Origin of the sequence: Sedimenticola hydrogenitrophicus (genome assembly GCF_025175675.1) — a bacterium.
Lineage (GTDB): Bacteria > Pseudomonadota > Gammaproteobacteria > Chromatiales > Chromatiaceae > Sedimenticola > Sedimenticola hydrogenitrophicus.
The window spans coordinates 61681-88195 of the sequence record NZ_JANIOA010000010.1 but is presented as its reverse complement, the minus strand read 5'-3'; the positions used below and the strand labels follow the sequence as shown (position 1 = coordinate 88195).

General features: G+C 60.9%; 22 protein-coding genes. 1 reads left to right on the top strand and 21 read right to left on the bottom strand.

The features are described from left to right. Positions 1-18: 18 nt before the first annotated feature. The 21 genes from NPX02_RS07680 to rpsB all read right to left on the bottom strand — a co-directional run bounded on the left by NPX02_RS07680 (position 19) and on the right by rpsB (position 25320). On the bottom strand, positions 19-558 hold the full coding sequence (locus tag NPX02_RS07680) for a prepilin-type N-terminal cleavage/methylation domain-containing protein (RefSeq protein WP_260292905.1): 540 nt from the start codon (positions 556-558) through the stop codon (positions 19-21). A gap of 190 nt (positions 559-748) precedes the next feature. Beyond that, complete coding sequence (locus NPX02_RS21600) at positions 749-1249, bottom strand: prepilin-type N-terminal cleavage/methylation domain-containing protein (protein ID WP_418067324.1); 501 nt, start codon at positions 1247-1249, stop codon at positions 749-751. Positions 1250-1681: 432 nt separating this feature from the next. Next, positions 1682-2170 carry a type II secretion system protein gene (locus NPX02_RS21345; RefSeq protein ID WP_305792786.1) on the bottom strand — a complete coding sequence of 163 codons (489 nt, stop codon included), beginning with the start codon at positions 2168-2170 and terminating at the stop codon, positions 1682-1684. A 301-nt stretch (positions 2171-2471) separates the two neighbouring features. Beyond that, a complete protein-coding gene (gene tilS / locus NPX02_RS07665; protein WP_260292903.1) occupies positions 2472-3833 on the bottom strand; it encodes a tRNA lysidine(34) synthetase TilS in 1362 nt (453 codons plus the stop codon). A gap of 564 nt (positions 3834-4397) precedes the next feature. After that, a complete protein-coding gene (gene accA / locus NPX02_RS07660) occupies positions 4398-5354 on the bottom strand; it encodes an acetyl-CoA carboxylase carboxyl transferase subunit alpha (protein ID WP_260292902.1) in 957 nt (318 codons plus the stop codon). Positions 5355-5891: 537 nt separating this feature from the next. Continuing rightward, positions 5892-9464 carry a DNA polymerase III subunit alpha gene (dnaE, locus tag NPX02_RS07655; RefSeq protein WP_260292901.1) on the bottom strand — a complete coding sequence of 1191 codons (3573 nt, stop codon included), beginning with the start codon at positions 9462-9464 and terminating at the stop codon, positions 5892-5894. 603 nt (positions 9465-10067) lie between these two features. Next, positions 10068-10646: a ribonuclease HII gene (rnhB, locus tag NPX02_RS07650; protein ID WP_260292900.1), complete on the bottom strand. Its 579-nt coding sequence runs from the start codon at positions 10644-10646 to the stop codon at positions 10068-10070. Beyond that, positions 10646-11803: a lipid-A-disaccharide synthase gene (lpxB, locus tag NPX02_RS07645; protein ID WP_260292899.1), complete on the bottom strand. Its 1158-nt coding sequence runs from the start codon at positions 11801-11803 to the stop codon at positions 10646-10648. Before lpxB ends, rnhB begins: the two co-directional genes overlap by 1 nt. Before the next feature lie 161 nt (positions 11804-11964). Then, positions 11965-12735 carry an acyl-ACP--UDP-N-acetylglucosamine O-acyltransferase gene (gene lpxA, locus NPX02_RS07640; protein WP_260292898.1) on the bottom strand — a complete coding sequence of 257 codons (771 nt, stop codon included), beginning with the start codon at positions 12733-12735 and terminating at the stop codon, positions 11965-11967. Next, positions 12732-13172: a 3-hydroxyacyl-ACP dehydratase FabZ gene (gene fabZ / locus NPX02_RS07635; RefSeq protein ID WP_260292933.1), complete on the bottom strand. Its 441-nt coding sequence runs from the start codon at positions 13170-13172 to the stop codon at positions 12732-12734. Before fabZ ends, lpxA begins: the two co-directional genes overlap by 4 nt. Positions 13173-13294: 122 nt before the next feature. Then, a complete protein-coding gene (gene lpxD, locus NPX02_RS07630) occupies positions 13295-14353 on the bottom strand; it encodes a UDP-3-O-(3-hydroxymyristoyl)glucosamine N-acyltransferase (RefSeq protein WP_260292897.1) in 1059 nt (352 codons plus the stop codon). Between the two features lie 9 nt (positions 14354-14362). Then, on the bottom strand, positions 14363-14881 hold the full coding sequence (locus NPX02_RS07625) for an OmpH/Skp family outer membrane protein (RefSeq protein ID WP_260292895.1): 519 nt from the start codon (positions 14879-14881) through the stop codon (positions 14363-14365). A 16-nt stretch (positions 14882-14897) separates the two neighbouring features. Beyond that, entirely contained in the window at positions 14898-17207 is a 2310-nt protein-coding gene (gene bamA, locus NPX02_RS07620) for an outer membrane protein assembly factor BamA (RefSeq protein WP_260292894.1), read from the bottom strand. Between the two features lie 275 nt (positions 17208-17482). Next, positions 17483-18907 (bottom strand): RIP metalloprotease RseP, encoded by a 1425-nt coding sequence (rseP, locus tag NPX02_RS07615; protein WP_260292893.1) that lies wholly within the window; start codon positions 18905-18907, stop codon positions 17483-17485. Positions 18908-18916: 9 nt separating this feature from the next. Continuing rightward, complete coding sequence (gene ispC, locus NPX02_RS07610) at positions 18917-20095, bottom strand: 1-deoxy-D-xylulose-5-phosphate reductoisomerase (protein WP_260292892.1); 1179 nt, start codon at positions 20093-20095, stop codon at positions 18917-18919. Then, complete coding sequence (locus NPX02_RS07605) at positions 20092-20913, bottom strand: phosphatidate cytidylyltransferase (RefSeq protein ID WP_260292891.1); 822 nt, start codon at positions 20911-20913, stop codon at positions 20092-20094. The genes ispC and NPX02_RS07605 overlap by 4 nt, the downstream gene beginning before the upstream one ends. Positions 20914-20915: 2 nt before the next feature. Further along, on the bottom strand, positions 20916-21680 hold the full coding sequence (locus NPX02_RS07600) for an isoprenyl transferase (protein WP_260292890.1): 765 nt from the start codon (positions 21678-21680) through the stop codon (positions 20916-20918). 161 nt (positions 21681-21841) lie between these two features. Continuing rightward, positions 21842-22399, bottom strand: coding sequence for a ribosome recycling factor (gene frr, locus NPX02_RS07595; protein WP_260292889.1), 558 nt, complete (start codon positions 22397-22399; stop codon positions 21842-21844). Further along, positions 22392-23117, bottom strand: a complete 726-nt coding sequence (gene pyrH, locus NPX02_RS07590; protein WP_260292888.1) for a UMP kinase — start codon at positions 23115-23117, stop codon at positions 22392-22394. Before pyrH ends, frr begins: the two co-directional genes overlap by 8 nt. 312 nt (positions 23118-23429) lie before the next feature. Then, a complete protein-coding gene (gene tsf, locus NPX02_RS07585; RefSeq protein ID WP_260292887.1) occupies positions 23430-24317 on the bottom strand; it encodes a translation elongation factor Ts in 888 nt (295 codons plus the stop codon). Between the two features lie 256 nt (positions 24318-24573). Continuing rightward, on the bottom strand, positions 24574-25320 hold the full coding sequence (gene rpsB, locus NPX02_RS07580) for a 30S ribosomal protein S2 (protein ID WP_335342532.1): 747 nt from the start codon (positions 25318-25320) through the stop codon (positions 24574-24576). 383 nt (positions 25321-25703) lie between these two features. On the opposite strand from rpsB, the gene map reads away from it, so the two are divergent. Continuing rightward, the gene (map, locus tag NPX02_RS07575; protein ID WP_260292931.1) at positions 25704-26504 is read left to right on the top strand and encodes a type I methionyl aminopeptidase; all 801 of its coding nucleotides are present in this window, start codon (positions 25704-25706) and stop codon (positions 26502-26504) included. Positions 26505-26515 lie beyond the last annotated feature (11 nt).

Here is a 26515-nt window from a genome sequence, read left to right as displayed (position 1 = left end):
GCCGTATTGAACGTCATCTCAATTCAACCTGTAGGCCACGACCGGCACATTGATACCGGCCTGGCCGTCGTGGGTCACGGTGATGGCGATACGCACTGCCGGGCTGCCGGCCCCCGGACCCAGATTGGCAGTGCTGACGGCCACGGCGATGTTGTAACCCTCGAGCCCGGCCACTGAGCCACCGTTCTGATCCAGCGCTCCGGCGCTGTTGGCGATTCCGTGGTAATCCCACACATCGTCATAAGTGGCCCGGGTCTCGCCGCCTTCGGGACCGTTCACCTCGCCCCCGTCCGGGTCAGTCAGCGGCTGGGTGAGGATCTCTTCCATATAGGACTGGGCGATGGCGGTCGCCTGTTCCCGCAGCATGGGATCGGCGCTGGAGAGCACGGTCCGGGTCATCACCATCATGATGCCGGCGGCCGCCACGGAGAGGATCACGATGGAGACCACCAGCTCGATCAGGGTGACACCGCGTTGACAGTGAACCCAGGTGCCGGAGTCGGGCCATGCACGGCGTCGGCTGTATGCCTGGACTCCAGCCCGGCCCGACTCCGACACCTCCATTGTTCCGGCTTTATTTTGCGCTCGCCAAGACGCAAAGAACGCCGAGGAAAACTGATTTTTTCGCTTTATTTCTGGTATGCGCCGTCTCGGCGTGCTTGGCGAGAGAAAATATTTTCTCTCAACACCCACAAATTCCGTGGCCGAGCCAATATTTGATACTTGAATTGCCGATCGACGCGTCATGTCAGTGCACATACCCGGTCTGGGGTTCCACAGAGACACTGCGGCTGCCGATGGCGATGTTGGTCGCCGCCGCCAGCAAGTTGCCGTCGGCACTGTCGTGGGGCCGCCCCAATGCGTCGAAATAGAGTGATGCAGCCGTCAACGCGATGCCGCCCGGGGCGCTCCCGGCATAACCGGTGCCGTCGCCGCCGGGCAGGCGAACCGGCGTGGTGAAGGCGCCGCTGTTGCAGGTGACGCGCTGATTGAGCTGGTAACCGGCGGCGGTGATGGCCGCCTGGGTATCGCAACCGGTGGCGATCGCCAGCTTCTGGCCGAAGCGCAGTGCCCCCGCCAGTTCGTCGCTGAAGCCCCACTCCTGGAAGGTGAGCTGATTGAAGAAGCGCGGCATACCCACCGCCGCCAATATCCCCACCAGCAACAGGACCACCACCAATTCCACCAGGGTGAAGCCCCGTTGAGCGGTCCGGTTGTGGTGGCTTGCGGCAGGATCCGCCCCATGTATCGGTATAGGGCACACCGTGGGCGCCAGAGGTTCAATCAAGGTGTCGGAGTCAGGTCGTAACAAATCCCGTGGTAAATACGAACGATGTACGCGACCTGACTCCGACACCTGCTTTGCCAGAGAGGTATGGCGGGAGGTCCGCCCCCGGGTCGAGGCCGTTCGCGTCGGGGGCGCCGCTCCTACAGGTTGGCGGACATGGCCCGCCCTATGCCCCGGCAAATCGCTCCACACGCAAAACGGGCACTCAAGCGGTGCCCGTTCGGTTGCTGTGGAAGGAGGTGACATGGTATTCAGCACTCAACCCTTTCGTACGATTACATGTCGTGAGTTACAGGCCGGATCGGCATTGCAGGGCGTCCCGTGGGCGCCGCTTGCCAGTGAAAGGGGCAGAGTCAAAATTGTTCAATTTGAGTCCACCCCTAAGACTAACCATTAAAATACGGCATCTACTGTCACTGCACCGTTACTCACATCGTAGGTGATACTCATGCTGCCGGCCGGCTGATAGTTAAAGGTGCAAACACTGCCTGACGCCGTCGCCTGGTAATCCACATTTACCGTGCCCGTTCCTGCTGGAGGTGGATTCTGCATGACATCATCCCATATCTGCACGCATCTTGTAGCATTCGGATTAGCATTATTGCCGTTGGTTGACGTTGGCCAACCATTGGCATTGGTGTCAATCGTGCCGTCCCCGAAACCTACCAGATTATCAACCGCCGCCGTGTTGCCATTGGCCACCCACTGGGCATGCGCCAGGGAGACGGCTGAGCCAAACCCACCACCGGCACCCTTGACGGCGGCCACATGGGCGTCCTGCGTCACATCCATAAACCGCGGCAGCGCCGTGGCCGCCAGCACGCTGAGAATCAGGATCACCACCACCAGTTCAATCAGGGTAAAACCCGCCTGTCGTTTCATTTTCCACTCCAAGGTTTGCATATTACAGTTGTTGTTACTGATCGTTTTTCCGAATCTGCCGGCCTGTTCCGCGTTGCGGGGGGTCGGAGTCAAATGGGTTCAACGAGCTGAGTATGACCCTACAGCCTCGACCCATTTGACTCTGACCCCTTCAAACCCGCGGCAATGGTGGATGCGCCTACCGGCTTATCCACCCCACGAAACTAAAATGCCGCGGATTGCCACCGCTGCCGCTTCATTTAATCCCACTACGGAGGACTATCGCCCAAGCCAGCAGAAACTTTAGGGTTTATAATAAAATTTAATCCGATTTATCAACTTGGGGGAATTGCCGCCAGGGTAGCGGGCAGTCCCAACTGATTTCCAGCCCGCTGAGCAGCGGGTCCCGGGCGGCCGGCTCACAGCGACAGATGCCGATCAGTTCGGCGATCTCCCCGTCGATCTCCAGCAGCGGTATCCGCTCGCGCATCCAGGGCAACACGCCCGCCTCCTGCAACAGTGCCTTGACCCGTTTGCCCACACCCCGCCCCAGCGGCCGGCACTGCTCGCCGCCCCGGCGAAAGCGAATCCGGTAGCGGCCGGTTCCCGCCCGCTCCCCCGTCTCCTCGACCGAGGGGCGAAAATGGAGCGTACCCAGACCGGCCGGCAGGGCCAGCGCGGGCTCGCCTCTCCAGACCAGGGAGAGGGAGGGATCGAAAGGCGCCAGTGGCGGCATCAGGTAGAGCCGGTCCCGATAGCGTCGCACCTCCGCCCCGCTCCAGGCCACTTGGGGAGTGGCATCCCGGCGCGCACCCAGGACCTCGCTGATGATCCGCTGCAGAATCGCCGAGGTGGGCGACGGCACTCCCCGCTGACCGAACCAGAGTCGCAGCAGCGCCGATTGCTGTTCGGCCGGCAGTGCGTTCAGCGCCGCCACCGACAGGGTGCCGTCGACCGGTTGGTGAATCCGTTCCAGGGTCCGGGACAACAGGGTTTCGATCAGCCCATCCGCCTCGGCACAGTGGCGCGCGCTGCGCGACAGGGTGCTGCCCAGTGCCGGCCAGCGCGCCTTCAGCAACGGAATCACTGCGTGCCTCAGGTAGTTGCGATCGAACCCGATGTCCCGGTTGCTGGTGTCCTCGATCCACTCCAGGCCCGCCCCACCGGCGTACCGCATCAGTTCGTCACGGCTAACAGCCAGCAGCGGGCGGGTATGCCAACCGCGGGAAAATTCCGTCAGGCCCGGCATGGCGGCCAGGCCGCTCAGCCCGGCCCCGCGCAACAATTGCAACAGCAGGGTCTCGGCCTGGTCATCCTGGTGGTGGGCCGTCAGCAGCATCTCCCCGGTGCGGAGTTCCCGCGCCAGCACGCCATAGCGCGCCTCGCGCGCCAGCGCCTCAAGGCTCTCACCCCTGACCGGCTGGAGCTGTAATGAGAAGGTTTCCAGGGGGACGTTGAGTTTCGCGCAGACCGACGCGCAGTGCCGGGACCAGGCGACCGCTTGTGATTGCAACCCATGATCCACATGAATCGCCCGCAGCGGGGCCGGCAGCCGCTCGCCCAGTGCCGCCAGGGCGTGCAGCAACGCATGGGAGTCCAGACCGCCGCTGAAGCCGAGCAGGTAGCCGCTGGGCTGTGGATATGTCAAAAGCATATTCAGCAGACGTTCGGGATTGAATGACATGTGAATATCCTGATGTGTCTATGCAGATGCGTCAAACATAGGGCGGGCCGTGCCCGCCGGTCGCGCCCGCAGGGCGGCCTATATATCCTGAGGGGCAGTAGTCATATCCAGATACATCCAGAGGGGTCGGAGTCAAATCAGTTGAAACAGGAGGTTTAAACTCAACCCGTACATTTGATTTGACTCCGACCCCTTGCGTTCATCGGCGGGCACGGCCCGCCCTATGGATTGCGACAATAAACCTGTATCGTAACTACTACCCGGCCTGCAAGCGATTGGCCTGGCTTGTTGAGCGATCTGGATGGCGCCTCGAATCCGGTTCCTTTTTCAGATTCAATCCTGCCCTTGTCTGAGCGAAGCGAGTTTTGTCCACGGATGGACTTATGCCGCGGAGGCCATGGATGGCCGGGAGCGGCTTGGGCAGGCGCTGAAAAAGGAGCCGGATTCGAGGAATCAAGCCATCGTGTGATGCCGCTCCTGGGCATCCCTGCCCCCGCGGCATTAGTGAATCCCTTCACGTCGCCGGCAAGTCAGGCCAATTACCCCGTGAGCAGTTACCCTGAATTATCCCTGGAAGGTACCATACCCCATCAGACGCTGGTAGCGCTCCTCCAACAGTTGCTCCAGGGGTTTCTGATCCAGCTCCTGCAATGAGGCCAACAACGCCGACTTCAGGTTTTTGGCCGCACCTTCCGGGTCCCGATGGGCACCACCCGGCGGCTCGGGAATAATCCGGTCGATCAGGTCCAGCTCCTTGAGCCGGTCCGAGGTGATGGCCATCGCCTCGGCCGCCAGCGGGGCCTTGTCGGCGCTCTTCCACAGGATCGAGGCACACCCCTCCGGCGAGATCACCGAATAGGTGCTGTACTGGAGCATCATCACCCGGTCGCCGACACCGATGGCCAGTGCGCCACCGGAGCCGCCCTCGCCCATGACGGTGCAGACGATGGGGGTCTTGAGCCCGGACATCACCAGCAGGTTTTTCGCGATCGCCTCGCTCTGGCCGCGCTCTTCCGCTCCGATACCGGGATAGGCCCCGGGGGTATCGATAAAGGTGAGGATGGGCAGCTTGAAGCGCTCCGCCGTCTCCATCAGGCGCAATGCCTTGCGGTAGCCTTCCGGACGCGGCATGCCGAAATTGCGGAACAGCTTCTCCTTGGTGTCGCGCCCCTTCTGCTGACCGATCAGCATCACCGGACGCCCGTCGAGGCGGGCCACGCCGCCGATAATGGCGTGATCGTCGGCAAACGCCCGATCGCCGTGCATCTCATGGAAGTCCTCAAAAATATGCTCGATGTAGTTGAGCATATAGGGCCGTAGCGGATGCCTGGCCACCTGGGCAATCTGCCACGGCTTCAGGTTCTGATAGAGCGATTCGGTAAGTGACCGGCTCTTGGTCTCCAGGCGGGTGATCTCGTCCTGGATATTGATCTCGTTGTCGTTGCCGACCAGGCGCAGCTCTTCGATCTTCGCCTCGAGTTCGGCAATCGGTTGTTCAAATTCTAGAAAGTTCATGTCCATGGGCGAAATATACCGGATTAGGTTTGCAGATAACAGATTATCGGGCCATCCCCAAGACCATTTTGATGGATATGGGAATGGCTACCAAAATCGGCTATTGTCGAATGCCGTTTATTGAAGCCGCGAATGAACGCGAATAGCGAAACGGCTGGTCAAAGCCACGTAGGGTGGGCACGTAGTCTGTGCCCACCTTTTTGTCCCATGCCACACCTTCCGCGTGGGCACAAAAAGCGTGCCCACCCTACCGAGCTACTCACCCGGTGTGTAAGTGATTGGTCTGCCTTGTTGGTCGATCTTGATGGCGCCTCGAATCCGGCCCTTTTTTCAGATTCAAGCCTGCCCTTGTTTGAGCGAAGCGAGTTTGGGCAGGCGCTGAAAAAAGGGCCGGATTCGAGGAAACAAGCCATCACGTGAGGCCGGCAAGGTAGGCCAATCACCCCGTGAGCATTGGTGGGTGCACCTACCGGCTTATCCACTGACTACATCCTACTCACCCCATGAGTAGTTACCAGGATTCTATATATCGGTCGCTCCAGGTCACGCCGGCACCCCGGCATCCTGTCGCTCGGCAACACGTCCGCGATTGTAAATCACTTCCACCGATTCCATACCCAGCAGCCGCGAAAGCTGGCGCAACAGCTCGTCGGCCGGCTGTACGCGCCACGCCTCATCGCAGACCAGTGCAGCGGCGGACGATACCCCCTGATAACAGATCTGGATATCGCAAACACCCCCCTGATAGGGGGTCAGCACGGTACGCAGCTCTTCGGCAAAATCGTGGGCGGTGGTCCGCCGTTGCGCCAGCAGCCGATGGTCCCAGCTAAGCCGCAGGGCGGCGGCATTCAACGCCCGTGCGTGCTGGAACTCCATCACCTGATCGACCCGGATACTCAGGCCGCCCCGGTATTCGTCATAATTCAGATTACCCGCCACCAGCAGGATACGGTCACTGACCAGCAGATCCTTGAACGTCTCATAGGCGTCGGAAAACAGGGTGATCTCGATGCGGCCACTGCGGTCATCCAGCACCACCGATCCCATACGCCCGCGCTGGGTCTGGCGGTGACTCACCGCTAGCGCCAGCCCCGCCACCATGACCCGCTGTTTGGAGCGTTTCTGGTAGCCGCCACCGCCACCGCCCTCGCCCCCCTCCAGGGAGAGATTGCCGATCCGGGTGACCCCCAGTCCGCTCATCTCCGGGACGTAGCGATCGATCGGATGCCCGGTCAGGTAGAGTCCCAGGGTCTCCTTCTCGCCCTGCAGGCGGATCTCATCCTCCCACTCCTCGGCATCCTCGGGGATCATCTGCGAGGCGACCGTCGCCTGCGGCTCGGGATCGGCGATACCGAACAGATCCTCCTGTCCCGCCGCCAGGCTGGCATGGTGCTGCTCGGCCATCTTCAGCGCCAGCGGCAGCTGGTTCATCAGGGTGGCGCGGTTGACCCCAAGCTCATCCAGCGCGCCGGCCTTGAGCAGGGATTCCAGGACCCGCCGGTTGACCTTGCGCTGATCGATGCGGCGGCAGAATTCGTAGATATCCTTGAACCGCCCGCCCGACTGGCGCGCCTCGATAATGCTCTCGATGGCCGACTCGCCCACCCCCTTGATGGCGCCCAGCCCGTAGATCACCTCGCTTGCGTCACCGACCGTGAACATATACTCGGAGTGGTTGACGTGGGGCGGGTTGACCACCAGGCCCATGCTGCGGCACTCCTCAATGAGCGTCACCACTTTCTCGGTGGTATCCATATCCGCCGACAGCACCGCCGCCATGAACGCCGAGGGGTAATGCGCCTTGAGCCACATGGTCTGATAGGAAACCAGGGCATAGGCGGCGGAGTGGGACTTGTTGAAGCCGTAGCCGGCGAACTTCTCCATCAGGTCGAAGATATAGGTGGCCACCTCCTCGTCCACGCCCCGGGCCACGGCGCCCTGGCGGAAGATCTCGCCCTGCTTCTTCATCTCCTCGGGCTTCTTCTTGCCCATGGCGCGACGCAGCAGGTCGGCGCCCCCCAGGGAGTAGCCGGCCAGCACCTGGGCGATCTGCATCACCTGTTCCTGGTACAGGATCACCCCGTAGGTGGAGCGCAGGATCGGCTCCAGGTCCGGGTGCGGGTAGACCACCTCCTGGCGCCCGTGTTTGCGCGCGATGAAGTCATCCACCATGCCCGACTGCAGCGGTCCGGGACGGAACAGGGCCACCAGTGCGGTGATGTCATCGAAACAGTCCGGCTGCAGCTTCTTGATCAGCTCCTTCATGCCGCGCGATTCGAGCTGGAATACCGCGGTGGTCTCGCATTTTTTCAACAACACGAAGGCGTCGGCATCGTCCATGGGGATCAGGGTGATATCCACCGGCTCCTCCCCCTGCTCCCGGCGTTTGCGGTTGACCGTCTTCAGCGCCCAGTCGACGATGGTGAGGGTCCTGAGGCCGAGAAAGTCGAACTTCACCAGCCCCACCTGCTCCACATCGTCCTTGTCGAACTGGGTGACCAGATTGGCGCCCCCCGGCTCGCAGTAGAGCGGGGTGAAATCGGTCAGCAGGCCCGGGGCGATCACCACGCCGCCGGCATGCTTGCCGGCATTGCGCGCCAGGCCCTCGAGCTTTCTCGCCATCTCGATCAGTTGGGTCACCTCCTCCTCGTCACGAAAGGCGGCCGCCAGCTCCTCGCTCTCCTGCAGCGCCTTTTTGAGCGTCATGCCGATCTCGAACGGGATCATCTTGGCGATGCGGTCGGTGAAGCCGTAGGGGTGGCCCAACACCCGGCCCACATCCCGCACCACCGCCTTGGCGGCCATCGAGCCGTAGGTGATGATCTGGGAGACCGAGTCGCGGCCGTACTTGCGCGCCACATAGTCGATCACCCTATCCCGGTTATCCATGCAGAAGTCGACGTCGAAATCGGGCATGGAGACACGTTCGGGATTGAGGAAGCGCTCGAACAGCAGCTCGTGTTCGATGGGGTCGAGATCGGTGATCTTCAGGGCGTAGGCGACAATGGAGCCGGCACCGGAACCGCGCCCCGGCCCCACCGGAATACCATTATCCTTGGCCCACTGGATGAAATCGGCGACGATCAGGAAGTAGCCGGGGAAGCCCATCTGGTTGATCACATCCAGCTCGATCCGCAGGCGCTCGTCGTAGACCTTGCGCTGGCCGGCATACCCGGGATCGCTACGGTCGAGAATGATCTCCAGGCGCTGTTCCAGGCCGCGCATCGACTCGCGGGAGAAGAACTCCTCGATGGTCATGCCCTCGGGGATGGGAAAGTCGGGCAGGAAATTTTTCCCCAGGGTCAGTTCGATATTGCAGCGGCGGGCGATCTCCACGCTGTTTTCCAGCGCCTCCGGGATGTCGGCGAACAGCTCCAGCATCTCCTCCGCCGTGCGCAGGTACTGCTCGCGGTTGTAGAGCTTGGGTCTCCTGGCGTCATCCAGGGTGCGCCCCTCGTGGATACAGACCCGCACCTCATGGGCCTCGAAATCGTCCGGGGTGAGAAAGCGTACATCGTTGGTGGCCACCACCGGCACATCCAGGTGGGTGGCCAGCGCGATGCTGGCGTGCAGGCAACGCTCCTCGCCGCCCCGCCCGGTACGGTGCAGTTCCAGGTAGAAGCGGTCGCCGAACAGCTCCAGCCAGTGGCGCAGACGCCGCTCGGCCTCCGCCGGGTTGCCCGCCAGCAGTGCCCGGCCAATATCCCCGGCACGCCCGCCCGAGAGCGCGATCAGCCCCTCGCAGCTGTCCCGGGTGAACCACTCCGCCTCCAGCATCGCCTTGCCCAGGTGCTGGCCCTCGCGGTAGCTTCTGGAGACCAGGCAGGTGAGGTTGCGGTAGCCCCGGGGATTCTGCACCAGCAGCAGCAGCCGGAACGGGTTGTTGGGGTCCTCCGGATCGCGGATCCAGACATCCACGCCGCTGATCGGCTTCACCCCGGCGGCGATGGAGGCCTTGTAGAATTTGACCAGGGAGAACAGGTTGGACTGATCGGTCACCGCCACCGCCGGCATACCCAGCTCGGCCACCCGTGCGACCAGCGGTTTGATCCGCACCAGCCCGTCGACCAGGGAGTATTCGGAGTGCACGCGCAGATGGATGAAGGCCGGTTGCATAGTCGTCGTATTGTAACCCAGTCGCGGAGGAAATTTCAGATCGGGATCATACCCCGCCGGAGATTATCTGTCCGCCAAACCGGCCGGGTGGCAGGGGTTGCCGGCTGAGCTAATTGACTCTCGCAGAGGCGCAAAGCGCGCAAGGGTTTCCTGTATGCATTCCCACGCGGAGAGACTGTGAAAGTATTGCCGGATGACGCGAAAAGGGGGGTACTCCAACCCTTCCCGAGATGGCGATCGCCTCTCTACGGGCTTCTCAGGCGGTCAATTTTTTTGCGGCGTTGATCAGCCAGAATACTTTCACAGTCTCGGAGCGTGGGAACGAGGAATCCGAAAAGGCACCACGGATGCACACGGATACACACGGATTTTGGATAAGGAAGCCGCCCAACAGGCGGTTGGCCGCGCGGGGGGACATGCATATGCCCGGCTGGAGGGTTAATCCATCTGTGTCCATCCATGTGGATCCGTGGTTCGGATATAGGCAGGCTCTGCTCCCGCATTACCTTGGCACTACTCATCGGGCGGGCCGTGCCCGCCGATGGCGCCCATGGGGCGCCCTATGACCTGACAAACAATTCTTCATAGGAGGAGCGGCCTGGATCAGCCACCCTCCAGGAGCTTTTTCACCGGGCCGAACGAGCGCCGGTGGATCGGGCTGACGCCGATTTCACGCAGCGCCTGCACATGGGCCTTGGTGGGGTAGCCCTTGTGCTGCGCCAGTCCATACCCCGGATAACGCTGATCCAGCAGCACCATTTCCCGGTCCCGCGCCACCTTGGCCAGGATCGAGGCGGCGCTGATGGCCGGTTCGCTGGCATCGCCACCGATGATGGCCTCGGCACTGCAGGGAAGTTCGGGACAGCGGTTGCCGTCGATCAGGGCATGGCCGGGCGGGGTGACGAGCGCCTCAACCGCCCTTTTCATCGCCAGCAGACTGGCATGCAGGATATTGAGCCGGTCGATCTCCTCCACTTCCGCCCGCCCCAGTGACCAGCAGAGCGCCTTCTCCAGTATCTCCAGCTCAAGCTGCTCACGGCGTTTCTCGCTGAGCTTCTTCGAGTCGGCCAGCCCGGCGATGGGTCGAGCCGGATCCAGAATCACCGCGGCCGCCACCACCGGTCCGGCCAGTGGGCCTCTGCCGACTTCATCCACCCCGGCAATCAGTAGCAGCTCGGACATTATCCGGGACTCCCGTTGTGGCCGATCAGGGAGAGCACCGCCTCCGCCGCCTTGCGGCTGGAGTCCTGTTGCAGTGTCCGATGCAGCTCGGCGTAGCGCTGCTGGATAGCGTTTACCCGTTCCGGAGACTCCAGCAGTTCACTCAGGGCCTCCGCCAGCGCTTCGGGGGTGGCCGCGCCCTGAATGAATTCGGGCGCCAATGCCTCATCCGCAAGCAGGTTTGCCATCGCCACATAGGGAATCCTAACCAGATTGAAGCGCTTGACGATCCAGTAGGTGAGCGGGTTGAGCCGGTAGGCCACCACCATGGCACGCTTCAGCAACAGCGCCTCCAGGGTCGCGGTTCCCGACGCGGTGAGCACTACATCGGCGGCGATCATCGCCGCTCTCGCCTGCCCGTCGACCAGCGTGACCGGCAGGTCCGGGGCCTCACGGTTGAGGATGGCTTCGAAGGCGGTGCGGGTGCGCCGGTTGATCAGCGGTACCAGAAAATGGACGTCGGGATAGCGCTCGATAAGCCGCAGGGCCGCCTGGATAAAGGTCGCCGACAACGACTCGACCTCCCCCACCCGGCTGCCGGGCAGCAGGGCCACCACATGCGGCCGGTCGGCCACGCCCAACGCCGTCCGGGCGGCTGCGCGGTCGTTCTCCAGCGGAATCTCATCGGCCAGCGGGTGACCGACATAGCGGACCGGAACCCGGTGCCGTTCGAGGAATTCCGACTCGAAGGGGAAAATGCTCAGCATCAGGTCGACCGCCGCGCGGATCTTCTTCACCCGTCCAGGACGCCAGGCCCAGACCGTTGGGCTGACATAGTGCACCGTGGGAATCCCGGCCTTTTTCAGGACCGTTTCCAGGCCCAGATTGAAATCGGGGGCGTCGATGCCGATGAACACATCCGGTGGGTCGAGCAGAAAATGGTTACGCAACTGTTTGCGGATCGACAGCAGCTCCGGCAGGTGTTTCAGCACCTCGACCAGTCCCATGACCGACAAACGTTCCATGGCATAGAGTGAGTGGCAACCCTGCGCCATCATCAGCGGCCCGCCCACGCCCTCGAAACGGGCATCCGGATGGCGGCTGCGGATTTCGCGCATCACCCCGGCCCCGAGCAGATCACCCGAGGGTTCATTGGCAACTATTCCGATTTTCAGCATAGCCGGATTCTTTAGGTTAGCGCGGTAGGATGCGGTGAGTGGCACGAACCGCATCAAGTCTTTCCGCAAATGATGCGGTTCGCAAGCTCACCAGCATCCTACGATTGCCTCCGGCCACAAGGTTTGAACTGGATCCTGTCATATCTCGGGACCACCCGAGCTCAGCGGACAATGCCGCGCTCGCTCTGCTCCAGGAAGGCGATGAAGAGACCGATTTCCGGGCACTCCGGCTCCAGCAGACGCAAGGCCTGCAGCGCCTCGTCGACCGTGTGCTGCTGCTTGTAGATGATCTTGAAAGCGCGCTTGATATGTTGAATGGTGAGGTCGGGAAAATCGCGCCGCCGCAATCCTTCCGAGTTGATACCATAGGGCCTGGCCGGGTGTCCGCTCACCGTGACATAGGGCGGAATGTCCTTGTTGATCACCGACCCCATGGCACAGAAGCTGTGCGCACCGATATGGGAAAACTGATGCGCCATGGTGAATCCGCCCAGGATGGCCCAGTCACCGATGATCACATGTCCGCCGAGGGAGGCGGCATTGGCCATGATGATGTGATCCCCCAGCTGGCAATCATGGGCCACATGGGTATAGGCCATGAGCAGATTATCGTTGCCGATCCGGGTCGCCACGGCATCCTGGGCGGTGCCGCGATTAATGGTGGTGAATTCGCGAATCACATTGCGATCGCCAATCTCCAGCCGGGTCTCCTCACCGGCGTACTTCTTATCCTGTGGATCCTCTCCGACCGAGGCGAACTGGAAGATCCGGTTCTCCTCGCCGATGGTGGTCGGGCCCTTGATCACCGTATGCGGCCCGATCCAGGTCCCCTTGCCAATGCAAACGCCGGGGCCTATCACGCTGAAAGGTCCAACCGAGACCCCTTCATCCAGCTCGGCGGTGGGATCGATGGCGGCTTTTGAATCGATCAAGGAGCGAAATCCCGGGCTGTACACATGATTTCCGCGCTAGCGGCGACTTGGCCATCCACCTTGGCGGTACAGGAAAACACGCCAATGCCCCGCTTGATCGCGTTCTGGCGCACCTCGATCATCAGCTGATCGCCGGGCTCCACGGGGCGCCTGAAGCGCGCCTTGTCGATCCCGACGAACAGGTAAACCGTGGTATCGCTCACCGTCTCCGGGTTGGATTCCATGGCCAGCAGACCGGTCGCCTGCGCCATCGCCTCCACAATCAGCACCCCGGGCATCACCGGCCTGATGGGGAAATGACCATTGAAAAAGGGCTCGTTATAGGTGACGTTCTTCAACGCCAGGAGCCGGGTATCCTTCTCGAAATCGAGTACCCGGTCAATCAGCAGGAACGGGTAGCGGTGCGGCAACAGCGTCAGCACCTTGTTGATATCCATCGTACTCAAATTACACTCCCCAGCCGCCGCAACGGAACATCCAGCGATCAAGATATATACAGTTATCGGATCGGATTTTTGACGACCGCTCCAGGAGGCTGTCGGTTAAACCCGACAGGCCCCTAATCCCGCTCATCCCCATGGTTTTCAGATTTATCGGTAAAAACCTGTTTTTCCAACGCATTCAACCGCTGGATGACGCTTTCCAGGCGCCTGATCCGGGCGATGGTTTTGCGCCATTCGCCGTTGGAAACCGCGGGCAGATTCCCGCTGTAGTATCCGGGTTCCTTGAATGAGCGGGTAACCAGGCTCTGACCGGAAAAATGCACGTTGTCCCCAATCTCAAGATGCCCGGACAGGCCGACCCCGCCCCCCAGGGTGCAATATTTACCAACCGTGGTGGACCCGGCAATGCCGGCGCATCCGGCAATCGCCGTATGCTCCCCGATACGCACGTTATGCGCAATCTGGATCTGGTTGTCCAGTCTCACGCCATCGGCGATCAGGGTGTCCCGCAAGGCACCCCGATCAATGGTGGTATTGGCACCGATCTCCACATCATCGCCAATCCTGACAATGCCGATCTGCGGCACCTTGACCCACGCACCCCGATCGTTGGCATTGCCGAAGCCATCGCTGCCGATCACCGCTCCGGGATGGATCAACACCCGTCTGCCGATAACCGTGCCGGCACAGATGGTCACATTGGCCACCAGGCGGGTGTGCTCGCCCAGGCGGCTGCCCGCATCGATCACGCAACCCGGGCCAATCCAGACTCCCGCCTGAATTTCCACGTTTGCCCCAATCACCGCGCAGGGTCCCACCCAGGCGTGCGGATCGATTTTCGCGCTGTCGGCGATAACGGCGGAGGCATGCACACCACCGGTCACCTCCGTCAGCGGATAAAGCAGTGAGGCGACCCGGGCGTATGTCAGGTAGGGGTTGTCCGAGATCAGCCCCGCCACCGGGGAGTCCGCGGCATCCTCGCGGCTCAGTATCACCGCGGAGGCACCGGTGGTCGCCAGGTAGTGGCGATATTTGCTGTTGGCCAGAAAACAGATCGCACCCTCGGCGGCGTCCTGTATGGTGTCGGTATGACTGATGGTGACCTCACCATCGCCGAACAATTCGGCCCCTACACGCCTCGCCAGGTCCGCCAGGCGATACACCGCTGCGCTCACCGGCCCGTCCTACTTGGAGGTTTTAGCCAGCTCTTCAAGGCGCTGCAGGACTTTCGCCGTGAGATCAACCCGCTTGTTGAAATAGGCCACCCCATCGGTCAGGATCACATCCACCTGCTCCTCTTCACCGATCTGGCTGACCACTTCACCCACTTTGCGCAACAGCCGGTTGACCGCCTCGTTGCGACGCAGGTTCGCATCTTCACGAAACTCCGTGCGATTGGTGGTCAACTGACGACGCCGGGAGCGGATGTCGTTCTCGAGCCGCTTGGCCTCTTCCGTACTCATCACCGCGGCATCGCGGGTCAGTTTGTCTTCCAGCTGCTTCAGCTGTTTGGCCTTGGCAATCAGGTCCTGATCGCGTGCCTGGAACTCTTTCTTCAGGGCATTGCTGATCTCCTGGGCCTGGGGTGACTGCTCCATCACTTTATTCAGGTCAACGACACCGACTTTAAATTCGGCCGCCCCCGCCGCCGAAATCAGACTGAACAGAAATATCGCAAGGATGCTTAAGGCTGACTTCTTCAATTTAATCTCCTGATACTTAGAATGCGGTACCGAAGGTGAACTGGAATATCTCCGTATCATCACCCGGTTTCTCATTGAGCGGAACACCCAGGCTCATACCCAGCGCGCCCATGGGGGAGAGCCACATGGCCGAGGCCCCGGTGGAGTAACGCAGCTCACTCAGGTCGAAATCCGCCCCGCCGTGGGTGGAGAATACATTACCCGCGTCAAAAAACAGGCCAAGGCGAATCGACTTCTCCATCAACTTGAAGGGCGCCGGGAAGAACAGCTCGGCATTGCCGACGATTTTTATGTTTCCACCAATCGGATCATTAGGTAAACCGTTAAGCGTGTCACGCGGTCCCAGGCTGTGATCCTTGAACCCCCGAACCGTCCTGATGCCGCCGGCGAAGAAGTTCTCCCACAGGGGCAGTCGCGAAGTCTCGCCATAGACATCACCATAAGCGAGATCGCCATTGAGCGCCAGGGTGAAGGCGTTGTTCAGCGGGAAGTAGCGCTTGTGCTTGTAGGCGATCTTGTAGTACTCCAGGTCACTGCCGGGCAGGGTGGCCGAGGCGCTCAGGCTCTGCGTCGCCCCCTGGGTGGGCAGCAGCGAGGAGTCGCGGGAATCCCGGGTCCAGCTGGTGCCGATCTTGAAGTCGAGGAAGGAGTCGCCGTTCTCCGTCCTGAAGGCGAGCACCTCGCTGGACGGCGAGATCTCCGCCGGCTTGAACGTGGTGTGCAGCAGGTCGGCGGTAAAATTGACCCGGTCGGTCTCGGTGATCGGCACCCCGAACACCACCCCGACGGTTCCGGTGTCGGTCAGGTATTTCGCCGTATCCACCTCGTCGAAATCGGTTTTCTGATAACTCAGGTTGAAGCCCCGGCTGATCCCGTCGACCGTGTAGTAGGGATTGACATAGCCCAGCCGGTAATGGGTGCTGGAATCACTGTTATCGAATGCCAGCGAGACCTGCTTGCCGGTGCCCAGAAAGTTCTTCTGGCTCAGGCTGGTGCTGAAGATCACACCATCGGACTGGGAGAAGCCGAGACCCGCCATCAGGTTGCCCATCGGCTTTTCGACCACCGCGATATTCAGATCCACCTGATCGGTAGATCCCGCTACAGCTGGGGTCTCCACATTTACCTCATCGAAGAACCCCAAGCGCTGCAGACGCTCCCGTGAACGGGTCACCTGGTCGGCGGAATACCAGGCTGACTCCAGCTGGCGCATCTCCCGGCGCAGCACCTCGTCGCGGGTGGAGCTGTTGCCCTTCATATTGACCCGCCGCACATAGACCCGCTTGCCGGGATCCACAAAGTAGGTGATGGCCACCTGCTTCTTCTCTTCGTCGATATCCGGGATGCTGTTGACATTGGCGAAGGCATAGCCGTTGTTGCCCAGCAGGGTATTGATGCGCTCGGCACTGCCGATCACCTCTTTCCGGGAAAATACCTCGCCACGTACCAGATGAATCATCGGGAAAAACGCTTCCTTGGGCAGCACCAGATCACCGGTCAGCAGAATATCGTTAATGGTGTATACCTCGCCCTCTTCGATATTGATGGTGACATAGATATCCCGTTTGTCCGGGGTAATGGAGACCTGGGTCGAGGTAATCGCGAAATTGATATGACCGCGATCCAGATAGAACGAGCGCAGCTTTTCCAGATCGCCGGAGAGTTTCTGCCGGGAGTACTGGTCATCCTTGGTGAAGGAGGAGAGAAAGCCGGTGGTATTGAGGGAGAACTCATCCAGCAACTCCTCCTCGTCAAAGGCGCGGTTGCCGATGATATTGATCTTCTTGATCCGCGCCGTCCCCCCTTCCGAGATATCGATATTGATCGCCACCCGGTTACGTTCCAGGGGGGTCACGGTCGAGGAGAGTTTGACTGCGTACTTGCCCAAGTTGAAATACTGCCGCTGCAATTCCTGCTCGATCTTGTCCAGCACCGAGCGGTTGAATACCCGACCCTCCGCAAGTCCGATATCCTTCAGTGCCAACAACAATGGTTCGGTCTCAAGCGCCTTGTTCCCCTGAATTTCAATCTTGGCGATCGCCGGCCGCTCGGTGACAAAGATGATCAGCACATCTCCCTGCCGCTCCAGCTTCACATCCTTGAAAAAACCGGTCTTATAGAGTGCGCGGATAATATCCCCGGTGGCATCCGACTCGATCTGCTGTCCGATCTTCACCGGCAGGTAATTGAACACCGTTCCGGGCGAGATACGCTGCAGCCCGTCAACCCGGATGTCCTTGACGACGAAGGTATCACTGAATGCCAATTGAGGCAGAACCAGGATGATGAGAGTCAGTAACAGTCGCAATTTAATAACCAGGTTCATATTATCTTTATAAGGTTTTGTTTTTTAAGTCTATCCATGACAACCGAGCCCCTCACCCTGGCGAAACCGGGATAACCGTTTCCGCTCCCGATATGAAAAAGGGTAGATGGAGGCCTGAAATTCGATCTCTATTTCAAACCGAACATGATCATGCTATCGCTATGATATTCATAATTTTTTTGACGCCAGCCCATGCTTCCAAAGTACCCACTGACCCCAAAAGTGCACTAGTATAAATAAACTTTCGAACCTACCCAAGGGGCAGGGGGAATTAATTACGAATTGAACAGTCTTGCGATATCCACGTAAAAGGCCAGGCTCATCAGACCAAGCAGAATCACCAGTCCGATCCGCTGCCCGAAGGCCTGGGCCGTCTCGGAGACCGGGCTCCCCTTGATCGCCTCCAGCAGAAAGTAGAACAGGTGGCCACCGTCCAGAATGGGTACCGGCAACAGGTTAAGCACCCCCAGGCTGATACTGACCAGCGCCAGGAACTTGAGGAATTGGGTCAGCCCGAAGCTCGCAGTGCGACCCGCCGTCTGGGCAATCGAGATGGGGCCGCTGAGGTTTCTGACGGAGATCTCCCCGATCACCATCCGGCCCAGCATTTTCAGCATGAACAGCGACATATCACCGGTCTTGATCGCCGCCATGGGCACCGCCTCCAGGGGGCCGTAACGCACCTCCACCCGGTAATCGTCGAACAAGCCTTCCGGCACATGGGGCCCCGCGCCGATGCGTCCGACCGCCTGCTCGCCCTGATCCTTTTGCCCGACAATCAGCTTGATCGGTCGCTCGGCACCGTCACGGGAAATGCGCATCTCCACCAGGGTCGCCGGGTGGCGCTGGATATAGTCGACCAGTTCGGACCATGACCCCACCTCCCGACCATCGATCGAGAGCACCCGGTCACCTGCCTTGAGACCCGCCGATTCGGCGGCCTCGCCCGCCACCACCTGCCCGATCACCGGCTCGATCACCGGCCGTTTTGGCGCAAGACCGAGACGCTCCAGCAACCGGCCATCCTCCGCCAAGACCAGCAGACGATCACCCGGCAGTATGCGCAGCCGCTCGAGACCGGCGGCATCCCGCACCGTGACGCTCACGTCATCACCCGAGGTGGCATTGGTCAACAACGTGTAGACGGCCGACTCCCAGGTCGGCGTCCGGGTATCGCCCACAGAGAGAATCTCGTCATCGGCGGCAAACCCCGCCTCGGCAGCAATGGTCGACTCCGCCACCTCACCGATCCAGGGCCGCGATCCGGTATCGCCGTAGACACCGATAAACCAGAAGGCGAGTATGGCAAAGGCGAAATTGAACAGCGGTCCGGCCGCGACGATGGCCGAGCGAACCGCCAGCGACTGTCGGTTGAAGGCCTGGTGCAGATAGCGTTCGGGAACCGCCCCCTCCCGCTCATCGAGCATCTTCACATAGCCACCCAGCGGGATGGCCGCGACCACATACTCGGTGCCCAGGTCCGCCTCGGAGTGACGATCGCCGGGCGCGGCCCCCGCAGCCGCTTCAGCCGCCGACGGCCGCCCCCGGAAGGTCAGCAGCGGCTTGCCGAAACCGATGGAAAACCGCAACACCTTGACGCCCAGCTTCCTTGCCACCCAAAAGTGGCCGAATTCGTGAACCGCGATCAGGATGCCCAGGGCAACGACAAATGAGGCAACTGTGAATAGAAATGATGTCATGGCGACAGATCAGACCCGCTCGCGGATCAATTGTTCCGCCCGGCGGCGGGCCTCGCCATCCACCGCAAGCAGGGTCTCCAGATCGGCGTCATGCCGTCCGGGCAGGGTTTCGAGCACCGAGCCGATCACCCACGGTATATCGGTAAACCCCAATTTTCCGCCAAGGAACGCCGCCACCGCGACCTCATTGGCCGCATTGAGAATGGCCGGGGCGGTGCCGCCGGCCTCGATCGCCTCGTAGGCCAACCGCAGGCAGGCAAACCGCTCCAAGCTGGGTGGCTCGAAATCCAGCCGCGCCACCTCGAACAGATCCAGGGGGGCCACCCCGGACTCGATGCGCTCGGGCCACGCCAGGGCGTGGGCGATCGGGGTACGCATATCGGGATTGCCCAGTTGCGCGAGCACCGAGCCGTCGGCATAGGCGACCATGGAGTGGATGACGCTTTGCGGATGCAGCACCACCTTGATGCGATCCGGCGTGGTATGGAACAGCCAGCAGGCCTCGATCACCTCCAGTCCCTTGTTCATCATGGTGGCGGAATCCACCGAGATCTTGCGTCCCATATCCCAATTGGGATGGGCGCAGGCCTGGTCCGGAGTCACATTCTGCAATTGATCCAGCGAGAGCGTGCGGAACGGTCCCCCGGAGGCGGTCAACAGGATGCGCGACACACCCACCCGGTCCAGCCCGCGGCGAAAATCGGCCGGCATGCACTGAAACACCGCATTATGCTCGCTGTCGATCGGCAGGATTTCCGCCCCACCCTGCTCCACGGCCTGCATGAACAGCGCGCCGGAGACCACCAGCGCCTCCTTGTTGGCCAGCAGCACCCGCTTGCCTGCCCGCGCCGCCGCCAGTGTGGGCAGCAGACCGGCCGCGCCGACAATCGCCGCCATGACATAGTCCACGCCCGCCATGGAGGCCACATGCTCCAGGCCCTCCACGCCGGTCAATACCTTTATCGACAAGCCCGCACCCTTGAGCCGACCCTCCAGACGGCGTGCCGCATCGCCATCCGCCATGACGGCGTACTCGGGCGCATGCTGCCGGCACTGACGATAGAGCCCCTCGACGTCCCGATTGGCGGTCAGTGCCACGATGCGATATTTGTCCGGATGCCGCGCCACCACATCCAGCGTACTGATACCGATAGATCCGGTCGCACCCAGTACCGTCAAGCCAATCACCCGCCACCTCCCAGCAACAGCAGTCCCAGGGTGAACACCGGGGCTACCGCCGTCAGACTGTCAATCCTGTCCAGGATACCCCCATGGCCGGGCAACAGGTTTCCGCTGTCCTTGATGCCGGCCTGCCGCTTCAGCAGGCTCTCGAACAGGTCACCGACCACCGACACCAGACAGACCAGCAGGCAGAGTATCACGACCTGCCACAAGGTTCCCGTCTCCGGGCGCAACCAGATCAGCACCCCACTCCACAACCCGATCGCCAGCAGGGCGCCATAGACCCCCTCGCGGGTCTTTTTCGGACTGATATGGGGCGACAGATTGACCCTTCCCCACTGCCGGCCGGCGAAATAGGCACCGGTATCGGCCACCCAGGAGAGCGACAGGGCGTACAGCACCAGGGCCGGCCCCTGCGCGTCTTCGCCATGCAGATAGACCAGCGCCGCCCAGGTGGGCAGCAGGACAAAATAACCGAGCAGCAGTTTGCCGGCCCGGCCCGGTTTAACCGCCCGATCCGGCCGGTAGCGGATGATGTAAAGGGAGATCACCAGCCAGCCGAGACTGACTGCGGCGAACAGCACCAGGCTCGGCAGCGGATATTGCAGAATCGCGCTGAGCCCGGCCATGGCCAGCCCCATGGTCAGCAGATAAAGGAGCCGCTGCGGGCGCCGGGTCAGTTCGGCCAGCCGGGTCCATTCGTCGGCCCCCAGCAGGATCACCACCGCCAACAGCAGGGCGAATCCGCTGGTCGGCAGATAAAGTACCCCCGCGATCACCAGCGGCAGTAGTACCAGGGCAGTCAGGATTCGCTGTAGCAGCATGGTCAGTCCGTCGAATCCGGGGGGTTGGGAGTCGCACTCGACAGCTGTTCCTCAAGCATACCGAAGCGACGCTGGCGTGCGGCGAAAAAGTCCAGGGCGGCGGCGTAGGCCCGCGCGTCAAAATCGGGCCAGTAGGCGTCGGTGAAAAAGAGTTCGGTATAAGCGGACTGCCAAAGCATAAAGTTACTGATCCGTTGCTCGCCACCGGTGCGGATAAACAGGTCCGGGTCGGGCAGGTCGGAAAACGAGAGCCCGGATGAGATGACCGCTTCGCTGATCCGCTCCGCCGTCAGTTCGCCGGACGCCACCCGGGCAGCGAGATGCCTCACCGACTGGACGATATCCCAGCGGCCACCGTAGTTGGCGGCGATCTGCAGTACCAGTCCGTCGTTCTCGGCAGTCTCGGCCTCGGCGGCGGCGATGCGCTGCTGCAGCTTGTCGGAAAATGCGCTGCGATCACCGATAATCCGCAACCGGACGTTATTGCGTTTCAGACGCTTCACTTCGCGCTGCAACGCCACCATGAACAGATCCATCAACAGCGAGACCTCGCCCGCCGGCCGCTTCCAGTTTTCACTGCTGAAGGCAAACAGGGTCAGCACCTCGATGCCGTGCCTGACCGACTCCTCCACGCTGGTACGGACCGACTTCACGCCCGCCTTGTGCCCGGCATGACGCGGGAGATTCCGCTGCTGCGCCCAACGCCCGTTACCATCCATGACAATGGCGACATGCCGTGGTATCCGGGCCACTCCATCACCCTCCATTAAACCCGAATCCTCTGTCCGCTGCTGCATTGTGTCTAGTTAGCTTGAGGGGTCGGAATCGAATTCGCGTCGCACCTCAGCATTGGACTCCTGAGATAGCGACGCCAACCGACGCCGACCCCTGTATATTGCTCCTGGACCTGGCTATCAGCTGTTCCGGATCAGATCGACATCAGGTCCTTCTCCTTGACCGCCAGATGCTCATCGATCTCCTTGATGTGCTGATCCGTCAGTTTCTGGATGATCTCCTGACCGCGTCGCTCGTCATCTTCGGAAATCAGCTTCTCCTTGACCAGGTTCTTCAGTTCGCTGTTGGCGTCGCGGCGGATATTGCGCACCGCCACGCGGGCCTGCTCCGCCTCATTGCGCACCACCCGGATCAGATCCTTGCGGCGCTCCTCGGTCAGTGGCGGCAGCGGTACACGAATCACCGTGCCGGCGGAATTGGGATTCAGACCGAGATCGGAATTCATGATCGCCTTCTCGATGGTCTGCACCATGTTCTTTTCCCACGGCGTAATGGCCAGGGTACGGGCATCATCCACCGTGACATTGGCCACTTGGCTGAGCGGCACATCCGAACCGTAGTAGGAGACCGTCAGATGGTCCAGCAGGCTGGGATGAGCCCGGCCGGTGCGCACCTTGGCCAGCTCATGATCCAGCGCATCCACACTCTTACCCATGCGCGTTGTCGCGTCTTTTTTTATGTCATCAATCATTTCCACTCTCCACAAGGGAACCGACTTCCTCGCCTTTCACCAGGCGCAGCAGGGCGCCCGGGGTGTTGATATTCATGATCCGCAGCGGCATGGCGTTGTCGCGACACAAGACGATCGCCGTCGCGTCCATCACCTGCAGCCCCTCGGCCAGCGCCTTATCATAGCTGATTCGGGGATAAAATTCGGCATCGGGATCCTTCATCGGATCGGCCGAATAGACCCCGTCGACCTTGGTCGCCTTGATCATCAGGTCGGCGCCGATCTCGATCGCGCGCAGACTGGCCGCCGAGTCGGTGGTAAAGAACGGATTTCCCGTGCCGGCGGCGAACAGCACCACTTCGCCTTTATCCAGGTACTCCACCGCCTTCCTGCGTACGTAGGTTTCACACACCTGTTCCATACCGATGGCGGACATGGTACGGGCTGGCACACCCAGCTTCAACAGGGAGTTCTGCATTGCCAGGGCGTTCATGACCGTCGCCAGCATACCCATGTGATCACCGGAAACCCGGTCCATGCCGGCCTTGGCCAGGCCCTCGCCGCGGAAAATATTTCCGCCGCCGATCACCAGCCCCACCTGGATGCCGGCATCGACCAGCCCCTGGATATCCTTGGCCACCCGGGTGATCACCTCGGGATCGATCCCGAAGCTTCCGGTGCCCATCAGCGCCTCACCACTCAGCTTGAGCAGGATGCGCCGGCAGATCAATTCAGCCATACAAATTCTCTAAATTTTTAACATAACAACGAGCCATCAACCCGGTGAAGGCCCAAGGTATCGAGGATATCCGGTGGATGCGTCCAGGGCTTGTCCACCCTACGTATTGTCCATCCATGGCCTCCGCGCCCGTAGGGGCAGGCCCCTGTGCCTGCCCGTTGTCCGGGCAACCACGGGGGGTTGCCCCTACGACCATGGCATCCTCGGCTCCGTAATCGGTACATCCCTGTACCACTCCTCATGGCCTCCGCGGCATAAGTCCATCCCTGGACAAAAAAACAGTCCCGGGAGACCGGGACTGTTTTTGTTTAGTTATTCACCGCGAACCTGCGCCATCACCTCATCGGCGAAGTTTTCCTGCTTCTTTTCGATCCCCTCGCCCACTTCAAAGCGTTTGAAGCTGTTGACCTTGGCACCGGCACCGGCAAGCAGTTTCTCCACCGTGGTGTCAGGGTCTTTCACGAACGCCTGACCCAGGAGGGTGATCTCGGACAGATACTTGCGTACCCGGCCATCAACAATCTTGTCCACGATATTCTCCGGCTTGCCGCTCTCCAGCGCCTGCACCTTGAAGATCTCGCGCTCCTTTTCCACCAGTTCGGCAGAGACCTGCTCCTCGGAGACGCAGGTCGGATTGCTGGCGGCCACATGCATGGCGATGTCCTTCGCCAGTTCGTCGTCAGCGCCTTCGATATCCACTACCACGCCGATACGCGCGCCGTGGCTGTAGCTGGCCAGACGGCCGTTGGCGGACTCGAAGCGCTCAAACCGACGCACATTCATGTTCTCGCCGATCTTCACCACGAGCGCCTCACGCGCGGTATTCACGGTGGTCTCTTCGCCGTCGTGCAGCGGGGCATTCAACAGCTCTTCGACGCTGGTCACATCCGAGGCCAGGGCGCGTTGCGCCACGGCATTGGCAAATGAGGTGAAATTCTCATCCTTGGCAACAAAATCGGTTTCACAGTTGACTTCAACCATGACACCCTTTTTGTTGTCATCGGTCATCTGGATGACTATCAGGCCGTCAGCAGCGGTACGCCCCGCCTTCTTGGCAGCCTTTGCCTGTCCTGATTTACGCATGTTCTCGATCGCTGCGTCGATATCGCCATCGGCCTCGACCAACGCCTTTTTGCATTCCATCATGCCGGAACCGGTACGCTCACGCAGTTCCTTTACCAGAGAGGCTGTAATCGCCATGATTCGTAATTCCTCGCTTATTTTAAAGCTAGTGTAAGAAGATAGCGGTTTTGGGGTCCGGGCCGTCGGTGGCTGGCGCGAGGTGCGCGGCACCTGTTACCGCTTACCCGGATGGGTGGCCGTTACGGTCATCCGATCGACGTAACCGCTATCTGTTCAATATTCCAATCCACGCCCGGCTGATCCGCCGGGCGACGAACGGGTACCGCTAACACAGGCACCCGCCCGACTCCCCGCTGGAATTCGCCGACAGGGATTACTCCGCAGCCTTGGCCTTCTCTTCCGGCACTTCGACAAACTCGTCGACACTGCCCTCTTTGCCACCGAGATGGGCCGCGCTGGCACGCCCCTCCAGGACGGCTGCCGCCGCACCCTGCACATAGAGCTGGATAGCGCGGATAGCGTCGTCGTTTCCGGGGATCACGTAGTCGATGTCATCGGGATTGTTATTGGTGTCCACCACGCCGACCACGGGGATACCCAGCTTGCGCGCCTCGGCAACGGCGATATCCTCGTGCCCGGTATCGATGACAAACAGCACGTCCGGCAGGCTGGTCATCTCCTTGATGCCACCCAGGCTGCGGTCCAGCTTCTCCATCTCGCGGCGCAGGCCAAGGGCCTCCTTCTTGTTGAAGCGCTCAATCGTGCCGTCTTCAAACATCGCCTCGAGATCCTTCAGACGTTTGATGCGCTGTTTGATGGTCTTGAAGTTGGTCAGCATGCCACCCAGCCAGCGGTGGTTGACGTAGGGCATGCCACAGCGGGCCGCCTCTTCCTTGATGGTTTCACTGGCGGCGCGCTTGGTGCCGACAAACAGGATTTTACCGCCGTTTGCAGCCAGCGAGCCCATGAAATTCATGGCTTCCTTGTACAGTGGCAGGGTCTTGTCAAGATTCAGAATATGGATCTTGTTGCGGTGACCGAAGATGTAGGCCCCCATCTTGGGGTTCCAGTAGCGGGTCTGATGACCGAAGTGCACGCCAGCCTCAAGCATCTGACGCATCGAGATGTTGCTCATGTATTGCTCCGAATTGTACGGGTTAGTCCTCCACATACCCCAACTGGCGACCCGGTTTCCCGGGCACCCCGACAGCTGTGTCGGTACGTGTGTGTATTTGTTCGGTGGAACCGATTCCACCACCCCCTGACCGTTCGCCAATTGGCGTTCTCACGATTCAGGGGCGCGTTTTATACCACAGAAGCCGGCAGGCGACAATCGGTAGCGCCGTCCCGGGGGACTCCGCGCCCCGCCATTCTCGCCAGAACGGGGCATTTCAACCCCAGCACCAGCAGAGGTGAATAAGGCGAAATTAACCTTTACAATGGCAATCTATAGCGTAAGGCCCGATAACCGGCCGGACGGCAGGGCAATCACGACACCACAGGATAAGTATCTACATGAGTGTAATCATCAAAACCCCGGAAGAGATCGAGAAGATGCGGGTATCCGGCCGGCTGGCCGCTGAAGTGCTGGAGATGATCGCTCCCTACGTGCAACCGGGAGTCACCACGGAGGAGCTGGACCGGCGCTGCCATGACTACATCGTCAATGTACAGCATGCCATTCCCGCCCCCCTCAACTACCGCGGCTTCCCCAAGTCCATCTGCACCTCGGTCAATCACCAGGTTTGCCACGGCATCCCAGGGAACAAAAAGCTCAAGAGCGGCGATATCATCAATATCGACATCACCACCATCAAGGACGGGTTTCATGGCGACACCAGCAAGATGTTCTTTGTCGGCGAGTCCTCGGTCCTGGCCAGACGCCTGACCAAGGTGACCTACGAGGCGCTCTGGCTCGGCATCAACCAGGTAAAGCCGGGGGCTCACCTGGGAGACATCGGCCATATCATCCAGCAATACGCCGAATCCCATAACTATTCGGTGGTGCACGAGTATTGTGGCCACGGCATCGGCCGCGGCTTCCACGAAGACCCCCAGGTCCTGCACTACGGGACTCCCGGGACCGGGATCAAACTGGTTCCCGGTATGTGCTTCACCATTGAACCCATGATCAATGCCGGCAAACGCCAGGTGAAAATGCTCCCGGACGGCTGGACCGTGGTGACCAAGGACCGCAGCCTCTCCGCCCAGTGGGAGCATACCATTCTGGTCACCGAGGAGGGATATGAGGTACTCACCCTGAGAGACGAGGAGCGGGAACAGCCTGCCCAGTCCATCGCCTGACCCGGTACCCG

Excerpts from the sequence above, each read along its gene's own strand:
- NPX02_RS21345 (WP_305792786.1), bottom strand. The coding sequence starts at position 2,170 with ATGAAACGACAGGCGGGTTTTACCCTGATTGAACTGGTGGTGGTGATC.
- fabZ (WP_260292933.1), bottom strand. The coding sequence starts at position 13,172 with ATGGATATCAACAAGGTGCTGACGCTGTTGCCGCACCGCTACCCGTTC.
- NPX02_RS07605 (WP_260292891.1), bottom strand. The coding sequence starts at position 20,913 with ATGCTGCTACAGCGAATCCTGACTGCCCTGGTACTACTGCCGCTGGTG.
- pyrH (WP_260292888.1), bottom strand. The coding sequence starts at position 23,117 with ATGGCTGAATTGATCTGCCGGCGCATCCTGCTCAAGCTGAGTGGTGAG.
- bamA (WP_260292894.1), bottom strand. The coding sequence starts at position 17,207 with ATGAACCTGGTTATTAAATTGCGACTGTTACTGACTCTCATCATCCTG.
- lpxB (WP_260292899.1), bottom strand. The coding sequence starts at position 11,803 with ATGCTGAAAATCGGAATAGTTGCCAATGAACCCTCGGGTGATCTGCTC.
- tilS (WP_260292903.1), bottom strand. The coding sequence starts at position 3,833 with ATGTCATTCAATCCCGAACGTCTGCTGAATATGCTTTTGACATATCCA.
- rseP (WP_260292893.1), bottom strand. The coding sequence starts at position 18,907 with ATGACATCATTTCTATTCACAGTTGCCTCATTTGTCGTTGCCCTGGGC.
- tsf (WP_260292887.1), bottom strand. The coding sequence starts at position 24,317 with ATGGCGATTACAGCCTCTCTGGTAAAGGAACTGCGTGAGCGTACCGGT.
- frr (WP_260292889.1), bottom strand. The coding sequence starts at position 22,399 with ATGATTGATGACATAAAAAAAGACGCGACAACGCGCATGGGTAAGAGT.
- rnhB (WP_260292900.1), bottom strand. The coding sequence starts at position 10,646 with ATGTCCGAGCTGCTACTGATTGCCGGGGTGGATGAAGTCGGCAGAGGC.
- dnaE (WP_260292901.1), bottom strand. The coding sequence starts at position 9,464 with ATGCAACCGGCCTTCATCCATCTGCGCGTGCACTCCGAATACTCCCTG.
- NPX02_RS07600 (WP_260292890.1), bottom strand. The coding sequence starts at position 21,680 with ATGGAGGGTGATGGAGTGGCCCGGATACCACGGCATGTCGCCATTGTC.
- accA (WP_260292902.1), bottom strand. The coding sequence starts at position 5,354 with ATGGACATGAACTTTCTAGAATTTGAACAACCGATTGCCGAACTCGAG.
- rpsB (WP_335342532.1), bottom strand. The coding sequence starts at position 25,320 with ATGCGTCAGATGCTTGAGGCTGGCGTGCACTTCGGTCATCAGACCCGC.